This is a genomic window from Rhizobium sp. 01N447_2, from assembly GCF_056399245.1.
In genome coordinates this window covers 1-21,611 of record NZ_JBFTQY010000082.1, presented here as the reverse complement: position 1 = coordinate 21,611, position 21,611 = coordinate 1, and the positions used below count along the sequence as shown (strand labels likewise).

General features: G+C 61.1%; 22 protein-coding genes. 9 read left to right on the top strand and 13 right to left on the bottom strand.

The genetic code is table 11. The features are described from left to right. The first annotated feature begins 5 nt into the window (after positions 1–5). Positions 6–707 carry a TetR/AcrR family transcriptional regulator gene (locus AC1ECN_RS33200; RefSeq protein ID WP_130672102.1) on the top strand — a complete coding sequence of 234 codons (702 nt, stop codon included), beginning with the start codon at positions 6–8 and terminating at the stop codon, positions 705–707. A 75-nt stretch (positions 708–782) separates the two neighbouring features. Here AC1ECN_RS33200 and AC1ECN_RS33195 read toward each other — a convergent pair whose 3' ends face one another. The 6 genes from AC1ECN_RS33195 to thrC form a co-directional block, all read right to left on the bottom strand. Continuing rightward, a complete protein-coding gene (locus tag AC1ECN_RS33195) occupies positions 783–1,133 on the bottom strand; it encodes a DUF2200 domain-containing protein (RefSeq protein ID WP_130672103.1) in 351 nt (116 codons plus the stop codon). 144 nt (positions 1,134–1,277) lie between these two features. Further along, positions 1,278–2,984 carry an arginine--tRNA ligase gene (gene argS / locus AC1ECN_RS33190; protein ID WP_130672104.1) on the bottom strand — a complete coding sequence of 569 codons (1,707 nt, stop codon included), beginning with the start codon at positions 2,982–2,984 and terminating at the stop codon, positions 1,278–1,280. Between the two features lie 314 nt (positions 2,985–3,298). Next, positions 3,299–6,211 carry an EAL domain-containing protein gene (locus tag AC1ECN_RS33185; RefSeq protein ID WP_477955375.1) on the bottom strand — a complete coding sequence of 971 codons (2,913 nt, stop codon included), beginning with the start codon at positions 6,209–6,211 and terminating at the stop codon, positions 3,299–3,301. Next, the gene (locus AC1ECN_RS33180; protein ID WP_477955374.1) at positions 6,208–6,822 is read right to left on the bottom strand and encodes a GNAT family N-acetyltransferase; all 615 of its coding nucleotides are present in this window, start codon (positions 6,820–6,822) and stop codon (positions 6,208–6,210) included. Before AC1ECN_RS33180 ends, AC1ECN_RS33185 begins: the two co-directional genes overlap by 4 nt. Positions 6,823–6,851: 29 nt before the next feature. Further along, positions 6,852–8,150: a M16 family metallopeptidase gene (locus AC1ECN_RS33175; RefSeq protein WP_017963152.1), complete on the bottom strand. Its 1,299-nt coding sequence runs from the start codon at positions 8,148–8,150 to the stop codon at positions 6,852–6,854. 3 nt (positions 8,151–8,153) lie between these two features. Next, entirely contained in the window at positions 8,154–9,578 is a 1,425-nt protein-coding gene (gene thrC, locus AC1ECN_RS33170) for a threonine synthase (protein ID WP_477955371.1), read from the bottom strand. A gap of 264 nt (positions 9,579–9,842) precedes the next feature. Between thrC and AC1ECN_RS33165 the strand changes: the two genes are divergently transcribed. Next, entirely contained in the window at positions 9,843–10,490 is a 648-nt protein-coding gene (locus AC1ECN_RS33165) for a hypothetical protein (protein WP_130672106.1), read from the top strand. 183 nt (positions 10,491–10,673) lie between these two features. Here the strand turns inward: AC1ECN_RS33165 and AC1ECN_RS33160 are convergent, their stop codons facing one another. Beyond that, positions 10,674–11,363, bottom strand: coding sequence for an HAD family hydrolase (locus AC1ECN_RS33160; RefSeq protein WP_018069134.1), 690 nt, complete (start codon positions 11,361–11,363; stop codon positions 10,674–10,676). A 226-nt stretch (positions 11,364–11,589) separates the two neighbouring features. After that, a complete protein-coding gene (locus AC1ECN_RS33155; RefSeq protein ID WP_130725821.1) occupies positions 11,590–13,422 on the bottom strand; it encodes a methyl-accepting chemotaxis protein in 1,833 nt (610 codons plus the stop codon). A gap of 261 nt (positions 13,423–13,683) precedes the next feature. Between AC1ECN_RS33155 and AC1ECN_RS33150 the strand changes: the two genes are divergently transcribed. Continuing rightward, positions 13,684–13,893, top strand: coding sequence for a hypothetical protein (locus tag AC1ECN_RS33150; RefSeq protein ID WP_003557162.1), 210 nt, complete (start codon positions 13,684–13,686; stop codon positions 13,891–13,893). 238 nt (positions 13,894–14,131) lie between these two features. After that, positions 14,132–14,563: a hypothetical protein gene (locus AC1ECN_RS33145; RefSeq protein WP_397460646.1), complete on the top strand. Its 432-nt coding sequence runs from the start codon at positions 14,132–14,134 to the stop codon at positions 14,561–14,563. Between the two features lie 45 nt (positions 14,564–14,608). On the opposite strand, the gene AC1ECN_RS33140 is transcribed toward AC1ECN_RS33145, so the two are convergent. Next, positions 14,609–15,295 carry an ArsR/SmtB family transcription factor gene (locus AC1ECN_RS33140; protein WP_130672109.1) on the bottom strand — a complete coding sequence of 229 codons (687 nt, stop codon included), beginning with the start codon at positions 15,293–15,295 and terminating at the stop codon, positions 14,609–14,611. Positions 15,296–15,365: 70 nt separating this feature from the next. Here AC1ECN_RS33140 and AC1ECN_RS33135 point away from each other — a divergent pair, with 70 nt between their 5' ends. The 3 genes from AC1ECN_RS33135 to AC1ECN_RS33125 all read left to right on the top strand — a co-directional run bounded on the left by AC1ECN_RS33135 (position 15,366) and on the right by AC1ECN_RS33125 (position 17,958). Beyond that, the gene (locus tag AC1ECN_RS33135) at positions 15,366–15,695 is read left to right on the top strand and encodes an NIPSNAP family protein (RefSeq protein WP_018069138.1); all 330 of its coding nucleotides are present in this window, start codon (positions 15,366–15,368) and stop codon (positions 15,693–15,695) included. After that, positions 15,692–16,042 (top strand): antibiotic biosynthesis monooxygenase family protein, encoded by a 351-nt coding sequence (locus AC1ECN_RS33130; protein ID WP_130672110.1) that lies wholly within the window; start codon positions 15,692–15,694, stop codon positions 16,040–16,042. Before AC1ECN_RS33135 ends, AC1ECN_RS33130 begins: the two co-directional genes overlap by 4 nt. A 752-nt stretch (positions 16,043–16,794) precedes the next feature. Then, positions 16,795–17,958 carry a site-specific DNA-methyltransferase gene (locus AC1ECN_RS33125; RefSeq protein WP_130672111.1) on the top strand — a complete coding sequence of 388 codons (1,164 nt, stop codon included), beginning with the start codon at positions 16,795–16,797 and terminating at the stop codon, positions 17,956–17,958. Positions 17,959–18,129: 171 nt separating this feature from the next. Here AC1ECN_RS33125 and AC1ECN_RS33120 read toward each other — a convergent pair whose 3' ends face one another. The 3 genes from AC1ECN_RS33120 to mutY are packed head-to-tail and all read right to left on the bottom strand — an operon-like array spanning position 18,130 to position 20,221. Beyond that, positions 18,130–18,495 (bottom strand): nuclear transport factor 2 family protein, encoded by a 366-nt coding sequence (locus AC1ECN_RS33120; protein ID WP_130672112.1) that lies wholly within the window; start codon positions 18,493–18,495, stop codon positions 18,130–18,132. A gap of 5 nt (positions 18,496–18,500) precedes the next feature. After that, entirely contained in the window at positions 18,501–19,115 is a 615-nt protein-coding gene (locus tag AC1ECN_RS33115; protein ID WP_130666686.1) for an HAD family hydrolase, read from the bottom strand. Between the two features lie 2 nt (positions 19,116–19,117). Continuing rightward, complete coding sequence (mutY, locus tag AC1ECN_RS33110) at positions 19,118–20,221, bottom strand: A/G-specific adenine glycosylase (RefSeq protein WP_130672113.1); 1,104 nt, start codon at positions 20,219–20,221, stop codon at positions 19,118–19,120. Between the two features lie 108 nt (positions 20,222–20,329). Between mutY and AC1ECN_RS33105 the strand changes: the two genes are divergently transcribed. Next, positions 20,330–20,827 (top strand): DUF721 domain-containing protein, encoded by a 498-nt coding sequence (locus AC1ECN_RS33105; RefSeq protein ID WP_130672114.1) that lies wholly within the window; start codon positions 20,330–20,332, stop codon positions 20,825–20,827. A 33-nt stretch (positions 20,828–20,860) separates the two neighbouring features. On the opposite strand, the gene AC1ECN_RS33100 is transcribed toward AC1ECN_RS33105, so the two are convergent. Continuing rightward, positions 20,861–21,226 (bottom strand): hypothetical protein, encoded by a 366-nt coding sequence (locus AC1ECN_RS33100; RefSeq protein WP_130672115.1) that lies wholly within the window; start codon positions 21,224–21,226, stop codon positions 20,861–20,863. A 58-nt stretch (positions 21,227–21,284) separates the two neighbouring features. On the opposite strand from AC1ECN_RS33100, the gene relB reads away from it, so the two are divergent. After that, positions 21,285–21,509, top strand: coding sequence for a type II toxin-antitoxin system RelB family antitoxin (gene relB, locus AC1ECN_RS33095; RefSeq protein ID WP_105005210.1), 225 nt, complete (start codon positions 21,285–21,287; stop codon positions 21,507–21,509). The last annotated feature ends 102 nt before the right edge of the window (positions 21,510–21,611 follow it).

The following is a 21,611-nucleotide window of genomic DNA, read 5'->3' as shown; positions in this document are numbered from 1 at the left end:
GACGAATGGCAGCCAAACGCAGCGGTGCTGAGAGCAAAGGGTCTGGGCGGAGAGGTGCGTCATCACCCCAGTCCGGGCAGGAGCCGCGCAGTGAGCCGCCTCTCTCGCTGGAACGGATCGTGGCGACTGCGGTGGATCTGCTGGACGCAGAGGGCGTCGACGGACTGAAGATGCGCCGGCTGGCCGATCGACTCGGCGCGGGCGCGATGAGCCTCTATTGGCACGTCGACAACAAGGAGGAGGTCTTCGATCTGGCGCTGGATTCGGTGCTCGCATATCGCGGCCCGCCTGACATCGTCGACTCTCGAGACTGGCGCGGGGAAATCGTTCATCTGCTCGAAGACTGGCGCGCCAGTATGCTGCGCCATCCTTGGTCGGCATCGCTGCTGCCGCGCCGGGCGCTCGGCCCGAACATCCTCAGTCGCCTGGAACTGCTGAGCAAGACCTTGTCCGGAGCCGGTGTCGCCGACGCTGATTTGAACGTCGCGATCTGGTCGCTCTGGAATTTTGTGATCGGCGCGACCATCACCCGGGCGAACTTCGACCTCTCGGACGACGACAGGGCGGCCGCGCAGCAGCGCCTGACAGGTCTCAGCCAACACTATCCGACGATCGAACGCTCTCGTCTGCTGCTGGATAATGATTGGGACGGCGCTTTCAGCAAGGGCCTCGACTTCCTGCTCGATGGGCTCGCGCCGCGACAGTGAACATTCGTCATTCCCGGACGGGACGGCGCCCGATTCTGCACCAAACCTCGGGCGAACTCACGCAAAGCAGACTGGCTATTTCCGCAGGATTTTCTCCATCGCTTTCCCCTTGGCGAGTTCGTCGATCAATTTGTCCAGATAGCGGATTTCCCGCATCGTCGTTTCTTGGATCTCTTCCACGCGCACGCCGCAGATCACGCCCGTGATCAAAGATCGGGAGGGATTCATCTGAGGCGCTTGCGCAAAGAAATCCTCGAAGTTGGTCTTCTCAGCCAACTGATCGTCCAGGCTCTGCTGGCTATGCCCCGTCAGCCAACGGATGATGTCATCGACCTCTGCCTTCGTGCGCCCCTTCTTCTCTGCCTTGGCAACATAGTGGGGATAGACGCTCGCGACGCTGACTGAATAGATGCGATGCTTCGTCATGCCTGCTCCTCAACGTTCCAGATATTTTCCGGCTTGAGATAGCTGACTTCAAGTCCTCAACAAGTGGCCGATAATGGGTAAGCGGACCCAGCTCCTGAGTCTCGCTGGATTCCAACTTAGCTCGCTTCGCGCCGAAAGCAGTTGTTACATCCTCCGCACCGTTCCAATTCCTAGAAGCTCAAGACATTTTCCGATGACCCTCGCTACCAGCTTGCAGGTGGTGAGCCGCCCCGACGGATCGTCCGCCTTCAGCACCGGGCAATCCGTGTAGAAGCGGCTGAACGCGTCAGCCACTTGGTACGCCCGATCGGCGATCTCGAATGGCTCGAGGTGTCGCGCCGCCTCGGAGAGGGAATGCGGATACCAGAGGCATTCGATCAATACGGCACGCTCCGACGGATGGCTGATCGAGACCGTGTCGGCAGCTGGAGTGATGCCGGCCTCTTCGGCCTTGTCCAGGATCGAACAGATCCGGGCATAGGCATATTGAAGATAAGGTCCGGTCCGTCCCTCTGACGATATCATTTTGTCAATGTCGAAGACGTAGCCTGTCCTCCTCGGCGTGGAGAGATCGGCAAACTTCAACGCGCCGAGACCCACAACCGTAGCCGCCTGACTGTCGGCGACTTTTTCCGACGACTTGACGAGCGCAAGGTCGATCATTTCTCTTAGCGAGGCGGCGGATCCGTCACGGGTCTTGAAGGCCCTGCCGTCATTGCCGCGGACGGTACCGAAGGTCACGTGCCGCAGTTCCACGCCTTCGGCATAGCCCGCCCTCCGCGCCGCCGAGAACACACTTGATATATGGAGCGCTTGACGGTCATCGGTGCAGTAAACGATCTGCCGCGCACCGATGTCGCGCACTCGCTGCCGAAGCGTCGCAAGGTCGGTGGTGCCGTAGAGGGCCGCCCCGTCACTCTTGCGCAGAAGCAGCGGTGGTACATTGTCCGGAAGTCCGTCACCGGAGACATCGATGACAAGAGCGCCTTCGCTCTGCCGCGCCAGCCCGCGCGCCATGAGATCGTCGAGCATCGGTGCGACCTCCGCATGAGCGTCGCTCTCGCCTTGGAGCAGATCGAAATGCGCGTCGAGCATCTCCGCCGTGTCGGAGATCGACGCGAGCGAAATGGCCCGCATGCGTGCCCATGCCTCGGTCAACAGCGGATCTCCGTCCTGCAGCTTCGTTGTCAGTATCCGTGCCAGGGCAAGCAAAGCCTCGTCCTCGCAGGCGGCGTTGCCGGACTTGTAGAGAGCGCCGAGTTCCTCGACGGGCATGGCTTCGAATGCCAGGGGATCAATGAAGGAGGTGAGATCACCGGCCTTCCATCCGGCAGCCAGAGCTGTGCCCAAAAGCAGCTTGCCCATCTGCAGACCCCAGTCACCGAGGTGGATGTCGGAGAGTACGTCGTGGCCAATCTCCACAAGGATGCGCCGCAGACTTTCCCCGATAACGAAGGAGCGCAGATGGCCGACATGCAGCGCCTTGGCGACGTTTGGCCCGCCAAAGTCAATGACCGTTCTCATCGGATCCGCCTTCTCAGCGGCGAGCGACGGATCGGCCAGCATAGCGGTTGCCTCGGCGGCGACGACTGCATCGGCCAACCGGAAGTTTACGAATCCCGGACCGGCGACGGACACGTCGTCGAAAAGAGCGCTCCGAGCCGCCTCGGCGACTTCAGCGGCAAGCAGGCGCGGGTTCTTCCCGGCGGACTTCGCCAGCCGCATCACGTCGTTGCATTGGAGGTCACCGAATTCGGGCCTGGCCGACCTTACGACGCAGGGACCGGCTTCGAGACCGTTCAGTTCATATGCGGAAGCAAGCGCGGCAAGTGCGGCCGATTTTACGGACATAGATCATTTCCTTGAATAGCATGAAGGGAGCGTGGAAGCTTAAGAGCTTCAGCGTCGCAGTCCTGCAATCTTCGGAACGTTGTTCATGTCGCGCCTCTAAGTTCGATTCTTCAATAGATCGCCTGGTGACCGCTGGCAATCTCATGGTCGGATGAATTTTTCAAAGAAAGCGATTGGCAATACCCAACCAAAGTTTGCTGACTGTTGGCTCGTAATTGTGCGATACGTTTTTCAATAACCGCTTCGGGCCGAAGGCGGCCTCTGGGGCAATTTCTACCTAATTCCGGGAAAACCCCTGAGACCAACCGCTCCGCTCAAGCACGTTTCGTCAGCGGAAAGCGGTCGCGCAGCAGCCGCAGCACCGATTCCGAAGGGATCGGCGGCCCGAAAAGATAGCTCTGGCCGTAGTTGCAGCCCATCTTGGCAAGTTCGATCGCATCCTCGTTGGATTCGATCCCTTCCGCCACCACCTTCATCTCAAGTTCGCGGGCCATGGATATCACGGATCGGAGCACGGTCGCCTTCTTGTCGCTGCCGTCGCGCACCAGCGCCTTGTCGAGCTTGATCATGTCGAACGGGAAGCGGGTGAGATAGGCGAGCGACGAATATCCGGTGCCGAAATCGTCGAGCGCCAGCCCGATGCCGGCTTCCTTCAGCTTCTGTAGCACCAGCCGGGCCTGTTCCGGATTTTCCATCACCATGGATTCCGTCAGTTCGAGCTTGAGACGTGAGGGGTTGCAATGCGTCTTGGCGAGAACCGAACGCACGTCGTCATAGAGCTCGTTGTTGAGCAACTGCACGCTCGACAGATTGATCGAGACGAAGATCGGCAATTCGCCGGTCTGGTGCTGCCAGCTCATCAGATCGTTGGTCGCCTGTTCCAGCGCGAACATGCCGAGCGGGCCGATAAGATCGGAGGCCTCGGCGATCGGAATGAATTCGGACGGCGGGATATTGCCGCGCTTGGGATGTTCCCAGCGCATCAATGCCTCGAAACCGGCGACCTCTACATCCTCCAGCCGTGCGATCGGCTGGTAGACCATCGACAATTCCTTGCGTTCGATGGCGCGGCGCAGATCCGTTTCGAGCTGCAGCCGGTCGGTGCCGAAGTCGCGGAAGGCCGGCTGGAATGGCTCGACACGGTTGCCGCCGGCCCGCTTTGCCCGGTACATCGCGAGCTCGGCGTCGCTGAGCAGGCCGGTGGCGCTCTCCTGCCGGTCGACCCAGGAGGCAAGGCCGACCGAGGCCGTCAGGATGATCTCGCGATTGGAGAAGTTGATCGGCACCATGATCGCCTTGCTGATCGCATCGGCAAAATCGGCGACCTTGGCCGGATTGTGCTCGGAAACCAGGATGAGGCCGAACTGGTCACCGGCAAGCCGCGCCAGCGTGTCCTGCGGTTTCAAGAGCCGGCGTAGCCGCCGCGTCAGCGCGATGAGGATGTTGTCGCCGGCGGCAACGCCGAGCGAATCATTGACCAGCTTGTAGCGGTCGATGTCGATCACCATCACCGTCGGTCTGAGCGTATCGCCACCCGGCGCCAGTGCCAGCACCGACTGCAGCCGGTCGAGGAAGACCTGGCGGTTCGGAAGCCCGGTCAGATTGTCGTGCAGCGCATCGTGCAGCAGCCGCTCGACGGAGTTCTTCTGCTCGGTCACGTCGACGATCGTGCCGACGCAGCGGATGATTTCGCCGTTCGAGCCGAGCACCGGCCGGGCGCGGATCAGCAGCCAGTGGAAATGCCCGTCCTCGGCGCGGATGCGGAACTCGTGGTTCAGCCGCCCGCGGCGATGTTCGAGCAGCACGTCGAGCGTGGCGCGGAAGCGATCGCGGTCGTCGGGGTGCAGCCGCGGCAGCCAGTTGCGCGCCGCGCCATGCATGGCGCCCTGGGAAAGGCCGAGCTTGATCGAGACGTCGGGAATGGTGACGACGCGGTCGCGCGCCACGTCCCAATCCCACACCATGTCGCCGGAGCCGGTCAGCGCCAGCGATTGCCGCTCAAGATCGGAAAACAGCCCCTGCTGGAAGGCGCCGCCGGCAAAGGCGTGCTGCATCACGGTGAAACCGATCAAAAGCACGATCAGCACCAGGCCGCCGCCAAGTGCTGGCTGGATGATGTCGTTGTCGAGCCGTCCGGTGACGGTCAGCCAGGCCCCGAACAGCCAGACGAGGATCAGCGCMCAGGCCGGCACCAAAAGGATGGCGCGGTCGTAGCGGTTGAAGCCGAGATAGATGATCAGCAGCAGCCCCATCGTCGCCGTCAGCGCGAAGGAAAGCCTGGCGATGCCGGCGGCAATCGACGGATCGTAGATCGCCACGCCAAAGAGCAGGGCAAGGCCGAGCACCCAGGCAAGTGTCGCGTAGCCGAGATGCGCATGCCAGCGGTTGAGGTTGAGATAGGTGAAGAGGAAGATGACGAAACTCGAGGCCAGCGCCACCTCCGCGCAGGCGCGCCATATTCGCTGGTCGGCCGAGGCGACGCTGATGAGCTTGCCGAGAAAACCGAAGTCGACGCAGATGTAACCGAGCACCGCCCAGGCAAGGGCGGCTGTCGCCGGCAGCATCGAGGTGCCCTTGACGACAAAGAGAATGGTCAGGAACACGGCGAGCAGGCCGGCAATGCCAAGCACGATGCCGCGGTAGAGCGTGAAGGCGTTGATCGTGTCCTTGTAGGCATCCGGTTCCCAGAGATAGATCTGCGGCAACTCCGGCGTCGACAGTTCGGCGACGAAGGTGATGACGGCGCCGGGGTTCAGCGTGATGCGGAAGACATCGGCCTCGTCGCTCGGCTGCCGGTCGAGCGCGAAGCCTTCGCTCGGCGTAATCGCGCTAATGCGCTGCGAGCCGAGATCCGGCCAGAACAGCTTGGAATTGACCAGACGGAAATGCGGCGCGACGATGACGCGCTCGAGCTGTTCTTCCGAGACGTTGGCAAGCGCAAACACCGCCCAGTCGCCCTGATGGTTCTCCGAGCTTGCCCTGACCTCGATGCGACGGCGGATGCCGTCGGCGCCGGCTGCCGTCGAAACCTGGAAAGCCTCGCCCTGGTTGGCGTAGATCTCGGTCGTCGCCGTCAGGTCGAGCGCGGTATCGTCACGGGAAATTTTTACCGGTTCGGCCGCCTGGGCAACACCCGCCACGAAGGCGAAGGCCGCCAGGAAAAGGGCTGCGATCACCGCGATCACTCGTCCGGACGGTGACTTGGGCAGCATGCGGTCTCTTGTCATCGGCTGTCGGTTTTCCTGCCTTTATCCGTATCGGTGGCGAGACGTGAAAACATCACATGGTCATGCCACTGACCGTTGATCTTCAAATATCCGCGCAGATAGCCTTCCCTCTGAAACCCGGCTTTTTCAAGCAGACGGATGCTGCGCGCGTTATCTGGAATACAGGCTGCTTCGATACGGTGCAACTCAAGCCCGGTGAAGATGTAAGGAATAACCATTTGAAGAGCGGCGAACATATGCCCCTGGCCGGCATGACGTTCGCCCATCCAGTAGCCGATCATGCAGCTTTGTGCCGCACCCCTTCTGATGTAGCCGATGGTGACGCCGCCGACGAGCGTCATGTCGCCTTTCAGGAAAATGAACAGCGGCACCGCCTGACCCGAGGTATATTCCTGCTTGCCGCGGACGACGCGGGCGCGGTAGGCGCCTTCCGTCRGTTCATCGCGCCGCCAGGTCGGCTCCCAGGGTTCGAGGAACTTGCGGCTTTCGGCGCGCAGCCGGTGCCACTGGTTGAAATCCTGATAGCGCGGCAGGCGCAGCAGGTATCTGTCGTTCTCCAGCTCCACCGCTTCCGGCTGCCGAGACAGGAACCGAAAAACCGATTTTGGCATCGATCACTCCCGGCAGGACGGACGTCGGCTCAGCGGCTTGCCTGAAGCGTCTTCGACGCCGGCACCGAAAGCGAGGCAGTGATGTCTTCCATCGGCGCGAGCTGTTCCAGTGGCCCGATCGCCGAAAGCGTCGGCACCGTGTCATAGAACAGCCGGCCGGCGAGGTCGGTCAGCCGCTCGATGGTGATGCCTTCCAGCCGTTCCATCATCTCCGGATTGGAGATCGGCCGGCCGTAGAGCATCATCTGCCTGGCGATCTGGCCGGCGCGGGCGGCCGGGCTTTCCGCACCCATCAACAGCTGGGCGCGGATCTGCGCGCGGGCGCGCTCGATTTCCTTCTGGTGGATCGCATCGGCTGATTTGTGCAGCTCGTCGATGATGACGGGCACCAGCTCCGGCAGGTTTTCGCCGCCGGTCGCGGCATGAATGCCGAAGATGCCGGTGTCGGAAAAGCCCCAGTGGAAGGCATAGACGGAATAACAGAGGCCGCGGAACTCGCGCACTTCCTGGAAGAGCCTGGAGGACATGCCGCCGCCAAGGATATTGGCGAGGATCTGCGAGCAGTAGAAATCGCGGGCATGATAAGGCTTGCCTTCGAAGCCGAGCAGGATCTGCGCGTCCATCAAGTCGCGCGGTTCGCGCACGCTGCCGCCGATATAACGCGCCGGTTCCATGACGGGCGGGGCGGAAGGGGTCGTCGGCAGGCTTGCGAAACGATCCTCGACCATGCGCAGGAATTCTTCATGCTCGACGGCGCCGGTGGCGACCACGAACATGCGGTCGGTCGTGTAGTTGCGGCCGAGATAGCCACGGATCTGCTGCGGCGTGAAGGAGACGACGGTCTCCGGCGTGCCGAGGATCGCCCGGCCGAGCGTCTGATCGCGATAGGCGGCCTCGGAGAACCGGTCGAACACCACGTCGTCGGGCGTGTCGTTGGCGGCGTTGATCTCCTGCAGGATCACCTGCTTCTCGCGCTCCAGCTCCTCTTCCTCGAAGGCCGATTCGGTCAGGATATCGGCGAGGATGTCGACGGCGAGCGGCACGTAATCCTTGAGCACGCGGGCATAATAGGAGGTCGTCTCGGTCGAGGTCGCGGCATTGACTTCGCCGCCGACATCCTCGATCTCCTCGGCAATCTGGCGGGCCGTGCGGCGCGCCGTGCCCTTGAAGGCCATGTGTTCGAGCAGATGGGCGATGCCGTGCTCGTTATCCGTCTCGTTACGCGATCCCGATTTGATCCAGACTCCGAGCGCAACGCTTTCAAGATGCGGCATGGTCTCTGTGACTACTGTCAGCCCGGATTTCAGCCGGGTGCACTCAACTGTCATTGGCTATCTTTCTGCGCCTGCTGTCGTCTCGCCGCGGGCATGCTGGCCGATAAAAGTCTCAACGGCTTTCAGCTCCGGTTTGATGATCTGGAAACGCTCCTCCCTGTGCATCAGATCAGCAAGCCACGTCGGAAGCGCCGGGTCAATACCGCAGGCGGATTTTACGGCGACCGGGAATTTCGCCGGATGCGCGGTCGAAAGCGTCACCATCGGCGTATTCGGCTTTTCTTTCTTGGCAGCGATGAAGACGCCGATCGCCGAATGCGGATCCAGCAGATAGCCGGTCTCGGCATGGGTCTTGCGGATCGTCTCGGCCACCTGCTTCTCGCTGGCGCGCCCGGCGCGGAAGTTGCGGCGGATCGCCTTCAGCGCTTGCTCGCCGATCTCGAAGCCGTTGGATTGCTTGAGGCTTTCCATCGCCGCGCGCACCTTCGAGGCATCGCGATCATAGGCTTCGAACAGCAGCCGTTCGAAGTTCGAGGAGATCTGGATGTCCATCGACGGCGAACTCGTCGCCTTGACCGCCTTCATGTCGTAGCGCCCGGTCTTCAGCGTCCGCGCCAGGATGTCGTTTTCGTTGGTGGCGATCACCAGACGGTCGATCGGCAGGCCCATGCGCTTGGCGCAGTAGCCGGCGAAGATATCGCCGAAATTGCCGGTGGGCACCGTGAACGAGATCTTCCGGTCGGGGCCGCCGAGCGCCACTGCCGCCGTGAAATAATAGACGATCTGGGCCATGATGCGCGCCCAGTTGATCGAGTTGACGCCTGATAGTCGGACCTTGTCGCGGAAGGCCACGTCGTTGAACATCGCCTTCACGAGGTTTTGGCAATCGTCGAAATTGCCCTCGACGGCAAGCGCATGCACGTTTGGTGACGACGAGGTCGTCATCTGCCGCTGCTGCACCGGCGAGACCTTGCCATGCGGGAAAAGGATGAAGATGTCGGTGCGCTCTCGGCCCGCGAAGGCGTCGATCGCAGCCCCGCCGGTGTCGCCCGAGGTGGYGCCGACGATCGTCGCCCGCTCGCCGCGTTTTTCGAGCGCATAGTCCATCAGCCGGGCGAGCAATTGCATCGCCACATCCTTGAAGGCGAGCGTCGTGCCGTGAAACAGCTCCATGACGAAGCTGTTCGGCCCGGTCTGGACCAGCGGCGCGATCGCCGGATGGCGGAAGGTGCCGTAGGCCTCGTCGATCATCGCCCGGAACGTGTCGTCGGGGATCTCGCCATTGGTGAACGGCGACAGGATGGTGAAGGCGATTTCCTGATAGGTCTTGCCGCGCAACGCGCGGATTTCCTTCTTCGAAAAGCTCGGCCATTTGCGCGGAACGTAGAGCCCGCCGTCGCGCGCCAGCCCCGTCAGCAGGGCGTCGCAAAAGCCGAGGGAAGGGGCCTCGCCGCGGGTCGAGATATAGTCCACGTTCGTCATCCTTTGATCTTATTGTTGGAGGAAATCTGGCTGGATGTGACGGTAGCGAGATCCGTCGGAAATCGGGAAGGGGCCGTCCTGCCAGCGTGCCATTTCAGGTATCTTGTTGAAGTTGCCCGCATTCGGCGGCGAAAAGTGCATCAAAACGGTGCTGACCCAATCGATTTTTGTTTGCGCCGCTGATATAGACCATCGCCAACTATCGTGAAAGGCCCCGCGAAAAAGACATGGGCCTCCAATAAACGCTTATACAAGGGATGGAATATGGTGCTCGGCAAGGTCTCGCGTCTCATCGTCTCCGCATCTTTTCTTGCCTTGCTCACTGGTTGCAACTCGCTCGGTATAGGCGGCGACAGCAAGTCGTCGGCGCCGCCGACCCAGTCGACCGGCACCGCCCAGATCATGCCGCTGGCGCCCGCCAACCCGTCCTCGAACAATCCCTCGATCGGCACCGCCACGACGGCGCAGGGCACGGTCGCCCCCGTCGTCCAGGGCGCCTGCCCGCAGATCTTCATGCGTGATCAGGATGCGATCTTCCGCACCTATGCCAAGGGCAAGAAGGACGATCCGCAGCAGATCGTCTTCCAGGCCTCCTTCGGCGATTACACCCGCCAGTGCACGCTGAACGACACGAACCTGACGATGACGGTCGTCGCCCAGCTGCGCCTGATCACCGGCCCGGCCGGCACGCCAGGTCCGGTGACGCTGCCAATCCGCATCTCCGTCGTCGATGGCGAGACCGTGCTCTATTCCGAGGTCACCAAGTTCCCGACCGAGATCCCGGCGGGTGCGCCGGGCACGCAGGTGATCTTCCGCAAGGACGGCATCACGATGCCGGTCGGCTCCGGCGCCCTGGTACGCGTCAATATCGGCTTCGACACCCAGCCGGCAAAGACCAAGAAGAGCAGCTAAGCGATTCGGGCTTCGACCTGACATCAGCCCCTCATCCGGCTGCTGCCACCTCTGCCTGGGTCGAGCCACGTGTCTCGACCCCGGTAAGGTTAGGGTGAGGGGCAGCCATCGGCGAACGGGACAGCAGCGGGGAGAAATAGGAAATGGTCTCCACACAGCCCGCGGATTGCGGGCCTAAAGCGTTCAGAGAACGTTGTCCCAGGCCGCCAGTGCGGCAACGACGCCCGGCAGGTCGTTCATGCGGGAGATTGCCGTTTCGGCGCCGGCATCCGTCAATTTGTCGGCATGGGCGGGATAGGTGTGCGAGGCGCCGGTGAAGCCGATGACGCGCATGCCGGCGGCGCGCGCCGCATGCACGCCGTGCACGGAATCCTCGACCACGACAACCTTGTCAGGCGAAACACCCATCTGGCTTGCGCCGTGCAGGAAGATGTCGGGCTTCGGCTTGGCGCGGTCCGGGCCAAGATCCTTGGCGGAGAAAATGGTCGGCGCAAACAGCGGCTTCAGCCCCACCTTGGTCAGCATCATATCGAGCCGCTTGGTGCTCGAATTCGAGCAGATGCAGCGCTTCATCGGCAGCCTGGAGACGGCGAACTCGACGCCCGGGATGGCCTGGACGTCCTGCGCCAGCCTGAGGTCGAGCATATGCTCCGACTTGTCCAGCAGCGACGCCGAAAGCGGAATGCTCGCCTCCCGTTCGATCTGCAGCAGGATGTTGCGCCACGTCATGCCGGCAAAGCGCTCGCCCATTTCCTCGGCGCCGATCGGATATCCGGCCTCTGTCAGAAGCGCAGATTCGACTTCCGCCGCAATGATTTCCGAATCGACCAAAACGCCGTCGCAGTCGAAGATGATGAGCTCGAAGCCGTCCATATGTTCACGCCTTGCTGGAAGTCTGGGCTGAAAGTCGGGGTCTTATCTGGGAATGCTGCGGCTTTACACGATGCCCGGCCAAAGCTCAACCTGATCCCAAGCATGGCTGCGATGCGGCATGCGACGGGCTCCGTCGTCGCTGCAGGATCGGCCGCGCCGGCACACCGCGCCAAATCGGACTATGCGGTGCGTTTTGATTTGGCGCAGGGCGAGCAGATAAAAGCCGTCAGGCCGCCAGCTGCCCACCCCGGCGTCCGGCTGCAGATTGCGTCGAAGCCGTCGCCCGAAGCCTGAACCGGGAAACCAGTTCACGCAGCGTGGCAGCTTCCTGAGCAAGCTGGCCGGATGCCGCGGTGGATTGCTCCACCATCGCGGCGTTCTGCTGGGTCACCTGGTCCATGGAATTGACGGCGGTGTTGACTTCGGCAAGGCCGGTCGACTGCTCTCTGGCCGATACGGCGATTGCATCCATGTGCTGGTTGATGCGGGCAATCTGCTCGCTGATCGCCTTCAGAACCTGGCTGGTGTCGAGAACCAGTTTGACGCCGCTTTCCACTTCCACCGAGGATTTCTGGATGTGGCCTTTGATTTCCTTTGCCGCCTGAGCCGATCTCTGGGCGAGTTCGCGCACTTCCTGGGCGACCACTGCAAAACCCTTGCCCGCGTCGCCGGCGCGTGCCGCTTCGACGCCGGCGTTCAGCGCCAGCAGATTGGTCTGGAAGGCGATCTCGTCGATCACGCCGATAATGCTGGAAATCTGCTGCGACGAAGCCTCGATGCGGCGCATGGCCTCTTCGGCATGCGACACGACCTCCGAAGACTTGACGGCATTGCGGTTTGCATCGGTCGCTTCAGTGCGCGCCTCGTCGGTGCGCTTGCTCGAGTTCGAGACATTGGCGGTGATCTGGTCGAGCGCTGCGGCAGTTTCTTCGAGAGAGGCTGCCTGCTGTTCGGTTCGTTTGGACAGATCGCCGGCCCCGGACGCGATTTCCCTGGTGCCTTCGTCGATCGCTGCAATGGCGGCGGCGATGGCGCCGAGCGTCTGATCGAGTTGCCTGATCGACATGTTGAAATCATGCCGGAGGCCCTCAAAGTCTGGGGCGAAGGGCTCGTCGATCTGGAAGGCGAGATCGCCGGATGCAAGCCTCTTCAGGCCTGCAGCGAGGCCTGATGTCGCCGCCCGCAGCCGTTCGGCGGCATCTTCGTCAGCCTGCTTGCGCGCCGTGACCCGCTCGGTTTCGCCCTGCAATCGGGCTGCCTCGGCATTTTGCTCGAGTTGCTTGTTGGCAATCGCCGCCTGGCGAAAGATTTCGACCGCCGATGCCATCGTTCCGATTTCATCGGTGCGGCCGATCCCGGTGCAGGCAATGGCTGTGTCACCACCGGCAAGCTTTTGCATGTCGTTGGAAAGGGCGAGGATCGGCTTGGTGACGGTCTTGCGGGTCAGGAAATAGAGGCCGAGCGCAAACAGCGCGGCGGCGGCGAGAAGTGCTTTCAGAACAATATCGACCGAAGCTTTTATCTCGGCGCTATGCTTGGAAATATCGTCCGACGCCGCCGTGATCTGGTCCCCGGTCTGCTCCATGGCCGTTTCCAGCGTCGAGAACTGCGCCATGAATTCCGGCAAGGCCTTCAATGCTGCGGTGGGATCCTTGCCGGCGAGATCGACGATGTCAGTGGCGCTTGCAATATAGGCAAGCAGGGGACGTTCGACGCTGGCAAGGATCGTTTTGGTCTTGTCGTCGGTGGCAAGCGCCTTGTTGGCGTCGATCATTTCGCGGAACGACGCGTCGTGCTCTGCCAGATCCGCCTTCACCGCGTCAGCGGCGATGCCTGCCGCCGGATTGGACGCCAGCATTGACGCGAGCACGTCGGCGCGCATTGCGTCGTGCATCATGTCGGCCTGCATGTGATTCCGCAGAATTTGTGCCGACCGGGCAACGTCGGCGTTGTTTTCGGAAAGAGTCGAGGCGGACCAGATGCCGACCCCCGTGGCGCCGCCCGCCAAAGCGAAAATCGCGATGCTCGCAATGATGATCTTATGCTGGATCGACGCCATGACAGGGCTCTCTCGTTAATTTAGAACGTGAGAGTAGCCGAACATGCTTAATTATTTTCTCAGCGCCATGTCGCTTAGCGGCGCAAAAACAATAGGTTGTGGTGTATATTTCACTTTCGACAAAAAGTTGAACTCTTTGTGGGTCGAGCGGAGGCCCGATGCCGATAGAACGACGGACCCGAGCGAGTGCCGGCGCGTCGTCGAGGCTCATTGCTGCTTCCCCGGCTGGGAGTATGATGCCTGCGCAATGGGAGAGGGACCATGAGGCTTTCAGCTTTCGTCCGACCGGCAGCAGCCGTAGTGCTGCTGTTTGCCTTCACATCGACCGACGTTATCGCCAAGGGCAAGCACCGAAGCTGTGCGCAGCTGCAGGCGATGAAGGATAATGCCCTGACCGGCGGCAAGCATGCCGGGGATGGCACCGACAAGAGAGCTAAGATCGAAAGGAAGATGAGGAAGAAAGGCTGCTAGAGGCAAGTCGCCGCTAGCTCACGAGTACCGAGAGAATATGGTCTGGAAGCAGGCGAGTCTGTTACCGCGTTGAGGATGGCGCGACATCCATCAAATCCGCGTCATGCCAGACTAACCGCAGCCCGGGGGCTACCTTTGGCATTCTCATGCACTAGATGGCGATCGAGGAGGACGCCACCGCCGCTCTTGGGAGGAGAACAAGCGGCATGTCTAGAGAATGGACGAAGAGGAAGATTGCATGACGATCGAGGACATCATCGAAACCCTGGAAAAGACTGACATGCCCGACAGCCGGATCGACGCCTTCATCACCTGTGCCTTCTTATTGAAGCAACTCCGGCCGGCCGAGCCCAACGATTTCGACGGTCCTAACGACTACCTGCCGAGCAGTATCAAGTCAGAGCACGGCTTCCTGATGGCGCGACCCTTCACGCACGATGTCAATCACGCCATCGATCTGTGCCGGGAAGTCCGGCCGGACGCCGTTTGGCACCTCGCCCGCGGCCGCCAGAAACCGGATGATTCGCTTTACGGTGCGCAGCTGCGCGAGATCAAGGAGAGCGAAAGCGTGCTGGGTGAAGCCGAGAGCAATCACGCGGCGCTGGCGCTCACTCTCGCTGCGCTGCGGGCGCATGTGCGGCAGGAAGATGAAAAGAGGGCAGGGGGATGAGGGCGCTGGATACCGCCTCGGAACCTCTTGCAGGTCCGCAATAACCTACGGATCGACCGGAAAAAGCTTCAGAAACTGCCGGTCGCCCTCCGGCGAAAACAGGATCGAGCGGCTTTCGGCCGTGCGCCGCGCCCAGCCTTTGTCGAGGAAGCTTGAGAGCAGCGCCTTGCCGAGGCTGCCGGCCAGATGCGCGCGTCTTTCGCTCCAGTCGAGGCAGGAGCGGCAGAGCGGCCGGCGCGACGATCTGAGGTCGCTAACATCGATGCCGATGCATTCGAGGTCGCCTTCGCCCTTTTCCGTCAGCGCCAGGCCGTCTCCGACCGCGTCGATCGCGCCGGAGGCAATCAGGCTGTCGAGCATGCGCACGCCATAATCGCCGGCAAGGTGATCGTAGCAGATGCGCGCCTTGCGCAGCGCCGGCTCCTTCGGTCCCGGCTGGTGGCGCAGATGCCCGCGTCCGGCGGCAAAACCCATCATGCTTTCGATCAGCCGGGCGACGGCCTCGTCAGCCAGCGTGAAATAGCGATGACGGCCCTGCTTGCGCTGGGTTAGCAGCCCGCCGGCTTCGAGCTTGGCAAGATGCGTGCTGGCCGTCTGCACGGTGATGCCGCCGACGCCGGCAAGCTCCGTCGCCGTCAGCGCCCGGCCGCCGGTGAGTGCTGCCAGCATGTTGGCACGGGCGGGATCGCCGATGAGCGCGCCGATCTGCGCAATGTCAGGACCTTCCTTCATAGTTCGATCGTAACCGAAGCATCGCCGTCGGGCAATGTGCGAAAACGGATAGACAGCAAAGGAGAACCCCATGATCACGTGCTTCATCCGTTATCAGATCGACCCCTTCAAGAAGGAGGCGTTTGCCGACTATGCCCGCAACTGGGGCCAGGCAATTCCGAAGAACGGCGCCGACCTGATCGGCTATTACGGCCCGCATGAGGGATCGGCAACGACCGCCTACGGCGTCTACAATATCGAAAGCCTCGCCGCCTACGAAGCCTATCGCGCCAGGCTGGCGGCCGACCCGCTCGGCCGTGAGAATTACGAATTTGCCAGACGCGAAGGCTTCATCCTGAAGGAGGATCGCATCTTCCTCAAAAATGTCTCCGCCCCTCACGCAAAGCTGGTGCTGCCATGATCGCCGTCATCTTCGAAGTCGTGCCCTATATGGGCGAACGCCACAAATATCTGGATCTCGCCGGCGAGTTGCGCGGCGAACTCGAAAAGATCGACGGCTTCATTTCGATCGAGCGTTTCGAGAGCCTGACGAACCGCGGCAAGCTGCTGTCGCTCTCGTTTTTCCGCGACGAGGCAGCGGTGAAGGAATGGCGCAATCTCGAGTCTCACCGGGCAGCCCAGCAGGCCGGACGCGGCGGCATCTTCGCCGATTATCGCCTGCGGATTGCCAGTGTCGTCCGCGATTACGGCATGTTCGAACGCGACGAGGCGCCGGCCGACAGCCGCAGCGTCCACGATGCGGCGTGACGCATGGCGTCCAATCCACGCTGTCCACGGGCGCCCTGAAAGCTGCTTGTTGATCTTGAAAATATGGAGAAGAACCTAACACCCTTCGTTGGCATTCTCGCGGTCACGCAACTGGCGCAACCGGTTTGAACTATGGGCGTGACAACGAATTTATTTCATCTATCAAATTGAAGGAAATGCTATCTACGGTCTAAATCTCAAACTGGACGGGAAATCCAAATCGTGTGGGCTTCAAGGATAATCAAATTTACTTGGGCCGCCATATTTTCTTTTATTTTCATTGTCTTAGCGCTCCTGATAATTTCGACGATTATCATGTTCATCCAGAATCCTGATCGCATTGGAGTTACATTCCCAGAACGGGCAATCTCGGATGCCGCGCGCTTGACCAACCGCAGTCAAAACGAAATCGATGGAGAATGCAGCATAAAGGGCAGCTATTTTGAGAAGAGCGTTAGCTGCGATATGAGAAGAACTCGGGATGGTAAAATAACAGACACTATATTGTTGGAATATACGCTGATGTTTGACTCGATAACGAGTATTGCCGATACCCGGGAAAATCTTGAATAGAAAGATGGCTGACGCCGTCGAACCTCAATTCAGCCGCGACGGGCTCAGGCCATCTCAGCCCGGTTGCCCGACTACCGCCCGAATAAATTCCCGAAATCGGCCACCGCTTCAGGCTTTGGTAACTAAGTTGCGTAACCATAACGGACAGTTAAGCGTAGAGCGTATGAGTGAGTATCAGAATGGCATCAGTTTTTCCGCTTGCCGACCTCAAGGCTTCCGTCAAGTCGGATTCCCGGCCGGGATCCAGGACGGATTCTTGGCCGGCTTCTTGGGTTGACACGATCATCAAGGGCGATTGCGTCAGCGCCCTTGAAGCTTTGCCCAGCCACTCCGTCGATATCATCTTTGCCGATCCGCCGTATAATCTCCAGCTCGGCGGAACGCTGCATCGTCCCGATCAGTCGCTGGTCGATGCGGTCGACGACGAATGGGATCAGTTCGCCTCCTTCGAGGCCTATGATGCCTTCACCCGTGCCTGGCTGCTGGCCTGCCGGCGGGTGCTGAAGCCGACCGGCTCGATCTGGGTGATCGGCTCCTATCACAATATCTTCCGTGTCGGCGCCACGCTGCAGGATCTGAATTTCTGGATCCTCAACGACATCATCTGGCGCAAGACCAACCCGATGCCGAATTTCAAGGGCCGCCGTTTCCAGAACGCCCATGAGACGATGATCTGGGCAAGCCCCAGCGCCAAGGCCAAGGGCTATACCTTCAATTACGATGCGCTGAAGGCCGCCAATGACGACGTGCAGATGCGCTCGGACTGGCTCTTTCCGATCTGCAACGGCAGCGAGCGGCTGAAGGGCGAGGACGGCAAGAAGGCGCATCCGACGCAGAAGCCGGAAGCGCTGCTCGCCCGCGTCATCATGGCCTCGACCAAGCCCGGCGATATCGTGCTCGATCCCTTCTTCGGCTCGGGAACGACGGGCGCCGTCGCCAAGCGTCTCGGCCGCCACTTCGTCGGCATCGAGCGCGAACAGGATTATATCGATGCGGCCTCGGCTCGCATCGCCGCCGTCGAGCCGCTCGGCAAGGCGGAATTGACCGTCATGACCGGCAAGAAGGCCGAAGTCCGCGTCGCCTTCAACGTGCTGGTTGAAAGCGGCCTCATCAAGCCCGGTCAGGTGCTGACCGACGCCAGGCGCCGCTATAGCGCGATTGTCCGCGCCGACGGCACCGTGGCATCCGGCGGCGAGGCCGGCTCCATTCATCGTCTCGGCGCCAAGGTGCAGGGTCTCGATGCATGCAACGGATGGACCTTCTGGCATTTCGAAGACGGGCAGTCCCTGCGCCCGATCGACGATCTCAGGTCCGTCATCCGCAGTGATCTGGCAAAGGCGTAGTGAGCAGCGCCTTCGCGAGATCGAGATACCTTCTTCCGATTTCCCTCCAGTTGCGGAAGAAGACCAAGGCGCCCGGGGTCAAACCCGGGCGTCCTCTTTTTGTTTTTGCGCAATTCCGGACGCAAAACCGCTCTACACTTTTGCTGGAATTGCTCCAGTCAGAACTCCTGATCAGAACTCCTGGTAATCGGTGACCTCGACCCGTGTGACGCGCCCTTCCGCATTGAAGGTGATCGTCTCCTCACCCTCGCGGATCAGCGGCTTGCCTGATTTGCTGTGGGTGGCGCGCACCGACCAGACCGATCGGCCGGAGAGCGGCGTCAACGTTTCCACCAGCGAATTTTCCGCCGTCTGATCGGGATAGTCGTCGAAATATTTTCGGAAGGCCGCCATGATCTCAGCCCGTCCGGCAAGGCTGCCGACGCCGTTCGAGACATAGGTCGCGTCCTCGGCGAAATAGGCCTCGATGGTGGGAAAATCGAGGGCGTTGATGGCGGCGTGAAAACGTTCGATTTCTTCTGCGGGGTCGAATGCCATGGGTCTCAGACCTTCAATCCGTATGCGGCAAGATCGCTGCGCAGCTTCTCAGGCCCCGAAAACAGCACCGCATTCCAGCCAAAGGCCTTGGCGCCTTCGACATTGACCGGCGCGTCGTCGATGAAGATTGTCGCAGCGGGATCGAGGCCGAAACTTTTCGTATGCGTCTCGTAGATGGCGATATCCGGCTTGATCAGGCCGACATCGCCGGAAACGGTAACGCCGCGCGGTAGGTTGAGGAAGGGGAAGCGCGCCTGCGCCTCGCGGAAGGTGTCGGAGGCGAAGTTGGTGAGCATCGTTACATCACGCCCTTCGGCAATCAGCCCTTCCATGATCGCGACGCTGTCGTCATAGGCGTGTGGCACCATCTCGTGCCAATATTTGCGGAAGGCGCGGATATGCTCCTCACGCGCCGGGTGCTGTTCAATCAGCAGCGCTTCGGCCTCCGCCCATGTGCGGCCGCGGTCCTGCTCGATGTTCCAGTCATGGGTGCAGACATTGGCGAAGAACCAGTTGCGCTCCGTTTCATCAGGGATGAGGCGGCTGAAGGGAAGATGCGGATCGTAATGAATAAGGACTTTGCCGATATCGAAAACGATATGTCTTATGTCGGTGGTCATGGTCATCCCTTGGATGTTTTGAACGCGAGAGGAATAGCCGCTGCGATCGCTTTTTTCATGATTGTTGGTAAGGCCTGGGCTTCAAGATTTGTAACCGGCTCCCACCATCCGTCATTGGGGCCGTCATCCATGGCGACCTTGGCAGCGATTGCCGTACGCCAGATCGAAAGCCTGAGTTCGAAATGGGTGAAGACATGGGTGACGGTGCCAGAGGGCTGCCATGCCGCATCGAAGGGCGCGGCGGCGGCCGAGGTCTCGCCGTCGATGCGCGCCGTCCAGGCCGTCGTCGGCACCTCGGTCATGCCGCCGAGCAGGCCGCTGTCGATGCGCCGCCGCAACAGGATTTCGCCATCAGCGGTCACCGCGATGAAGGCCGCGCCATATCTGACCGGCTTCTCCTTCTTCGCCGCCTTGACCGGAAAGAGTTCGGGATCGGAAAGTTTCAGCGCCGCGCACGCCCCGCGGAACGGACAGAGCGAACAGGCCGGCCGCTTCGGCGTGCAGATCGTCGCCCCGAGATCCATCATCGCCTGGGCGAAATCGCCGGGCCGTGCAGCCGGCGTCAACAGCGCCACTTTCTCCTTCATCGCCGGCTTTGCGGCCGGAAGCGGCGTGGCGATGGCATAGAGCCTGGAGATCACCCGCTCGACATTGCCGTCCATGACAGCCGCCCGCCGGTTGAAGGCGATGGCCGCGACGGCGGCGGCCGTATAATCGCCGATGCCGGGCAGGGATTTAAGGCCTTCTTCGGTGTCGGGAAAGACGCCGCCATGCTCGTTCGCCACCGCTTCGGCGCATTTCTTTAGGTTGCGGGCCCGCGCATAATAGCCAAGCCCTGCCCAGGCGGCCATCACCGCGTCGTTTTCGGCTGCGGCAAGATCGGTCACCTCGGGCCAGCGCTGCAGAAACCGTTCGAAATAGGGTTTGACCGCCTGCACCGTCGTCTGCTGCAGCATCACCTCGGACAGCCAGACGCGATAGGGATCGGCCTTGACGCCGCGGGCCGCCATGCCAGGCGAAACGCGCCAGGGCAGGTCGCGGTGGTGGCGATCGTACCAGTCGAGCAGGGGCTTGGCTAAGGGCGTGTCGAGTGTGGTGATCGTCATGATTTGCCGCGATGGGGGGAAGTGCCTATACTTGGCGAAGCAATGCCGCGCGATCAAGTCGCCTGTGCGAATTGGCATGCGAATTGGCGGCGTCGCTGAAGGGTTTCGATGAGTTATCCACGCAAAGGTGCAAAGCAGATCTCCGAGCTGGCGAACGGGCTGATCGATCCCGTGCTCGCGCGCCGCGCCGGCATCAACACCGCGCTGCTCGGCTCGTGGAGCGAAATCGCCGGCGAGGATTTCGCCGATTGCACCCGGCCGGAAAAGATCGCCTGGGCCCGCGGCGGCAATGAGACCGGCGGCTTCCGCCCCGGTGTGCTGACGATTGCCTGTGAGGGCGCACGCGCGCTCTTCCTCACCCATGCCCAGGGCGAACTCATCCAGCGCATCAACAGCTTCTTCGGCTTTGCCGCCGTCCACCAGATCCGCATCGTCCAGAAGCCGGTCTCACAAGCCGTCCGCCGCTCCCGCACCCCGCCGCCACTGAAAGGCGAAGCCGCCCGCAAGCTCGAAGGCATGATGGAGGGGATAGAGAACGACAAGCTGCGGCAGGCGATCCAGCGCTTGGGCACGGCGGTGATGGGGAAGCGGGGAAATCAACGCTGATGAGCAAACCGCCTAACTTAACCCGCAACGCGCTTAGTTTTTTGATCCCGCTTCGACAAGCTCGCGGGTGACAGCGAATTCCGTCCTGCCCGAGATCGAGCTATAAGGCTCGCACTCAGTGATCGCATCGGCGATCAACGGGGCTGCCGTTTTTTCCCATTCGGATGGTGGTGTGCGGAAGTTGATGGATAAAAAGTCGGCAGATCCGTCCTTGATGACCGCCACAACCATGAAGTTATAAGCACTCGGCGCGTCCGCAGGCAGCTTTAGACATTTAAGCATCTGATTGAAAACAATATTGCCGCGGTCTTCAAAGGCGTGCGCGCTCGTGACGTTCAGGGCCAATGTTACAGAGGCAATAAGCATGTAATAGAGAAAAGTCTTCGTCAAAGAATGCATTAAAATATCCCTCTGAATGGTCGTCTGTTATACTTGTAGAGCAGACGGGAGAAAAGTCATGCTGGTCTTGCAGTTGCCCCCTGATATCGAAGCGCGGCTGATTGAGCTTTCCAAGCGTACCGGCCGCAGCAAGAGCTTCTATGTGCGTCAAGCTATCCTCGCGCATCTCGACGATCTGGAAGATGTCTATCTTGCCGAAAGGCGCCTGGAAGAGCTTCGCCGCGACGAGGGCGATACCGTGCCGCTGGCCGAGCTGACGGCGCGTTACGGGTTGGACGACTGAGTTTCATCGACCAGCCGATACGGGCTGGCAGCCGCCGCGATATCTACCGGCAAAATTCGCAGACGGACCAATCTCGCAATTTTKGGTCTAGTCGTCTTCCCG

Bases quoted from the DNA above. Each gene is read 5' to 3' on its own strand.
- AC1ECN_RS33200 (WP_130672102.1), top strand. From the start codon at position 6: ATGGCAGCCAAACGCAGCGGTGCTGAGAGCAAAGGGTCTGGGCGGAGA.
- AC1ECN_RS33195 (WP_130672103.1), bottom strand. From the start codon at position 1,133: ATGACGAAGCATCGCATCTATTCAGTCAGCGTCGCGAGCGTCTATCCC.
- argS (WP_130672104.1), bottom strand. From the start codon at position 2,984: ATGTCCGTAAAATCGGCCGCACTTGCCGCGCTTGCTTCCGCATATGAA.
- AC1ECN_RS33175 (WP_017963152.1), bottom strand. From the start codon at position 8,150: ATGACAGTTGAGTGCACCCGGCTGAAATCCGGGCTGACAGTAGTCACA.
- AC1ECN_RS33165 (WP_130672106.1), top strand. From the start codon at position 9,843: ATGGTGCTCGGCAAGGTCTCGCGTCTCATCGTCTCCGCATCTTTTCTT.
- AC1ECN_RS33160 (WP_018069134.1), bottom strand. From the start codon at position 11,363: ATGGACGGCTTCGAGCTCATCATCTTCGACTGCGACGGCGTTTTGGTC.
- AC1ECN_RS33155 (WP_130725821.1), bottom strand. From the start codon at position 13,422: ATGGCGTCGATCCAGCATAAGATCATCATTGCGAGCATCGCGATTTTC.
- AC1ECN_RS33150 (WP_003557162.1), top strand. From the start codon at position 13,684: ATGAGGCTTTCAGCTTTCGTCCGACCGGCAGCAGCCGTAGTGCTGCTG.
- AC1ECN_RS33145 (WP_397460646.1), top strand. From the start codon at position 14,132: ATGACGATCGAGGACATCATCGAAACCCTGGAAAAGACTGACATGCCC.
- AC1ECN_RS33140 (WP_130672109.1), bottom strand. From the start codon at position 15,295: ATGAAGGAAGGTCCTGACATTGCGCAGATCGGCGCGCTCATCGGCGAT.
- AC1ECN_RS33135 (WP_018069138.1), top strand. From the start codon at position 15,366: ATGATCACGTGCTTCATCCGTTATCAGATCGACCCCTTCAAGAAGGAG.
- AC1ECN_RS33130 (WP_130672110.1), top strand. From the start codon at position 15,692: ATGATCGCCGTCATCTTCGAAGTCGTGCCCTATATGGGCGAACGCCAC.
- AC1ECN_RS33125 (WP_130672111.1), top strand. From the start codon at position 16,795: ATGGCATCAGTTTTTCCGCTTGCCGACCTCAAGGCTTCCGTCAAGTCG.
- AC1ECN_RS33120 (WP_130672112.1), bottom strand. From the start codon at position 18,495: ATGGCATTCGACCCCGCAGAAGAAATCGAACGTTTTCACGCCGCCATC.
- AC1ECN_RS33115 (WP_130666686.1), bottom strand. From the start codon at position 19,115: ATGACCACCGACATAAGACATATCGTTTTCGATATCGGCAAAGTCCTT.
- mutY (WP_130672113.1), bottom strand. From the start codon at position 20,221: ATGACGATCACCACACTCGACACGCCCTTAGCCAAGCCCCTGCTCGAC.
- AC1ECN_RS33105 (WP_130672114.1), top strand. From the start codon at position 20,330: ATGAGTTATCCACGCAAAGGTGCAAAGCAGATCTCCGAGCTGGCGAAC.
- AC1ECN_RS33100 (WP_130672115.1), bottom strand. From the start codon at position 21,226: ATGCATTCTTTGACGAAGACTTTTCTCTATTACATGCTTATTGCCTCT.
- relB (WP_105005210.1), top strand. From the start codon at position 21,285: ATGCTGGTCTTGCAGTTGCCCCCTGATATCGAAGCGCGGCTGATTGAG.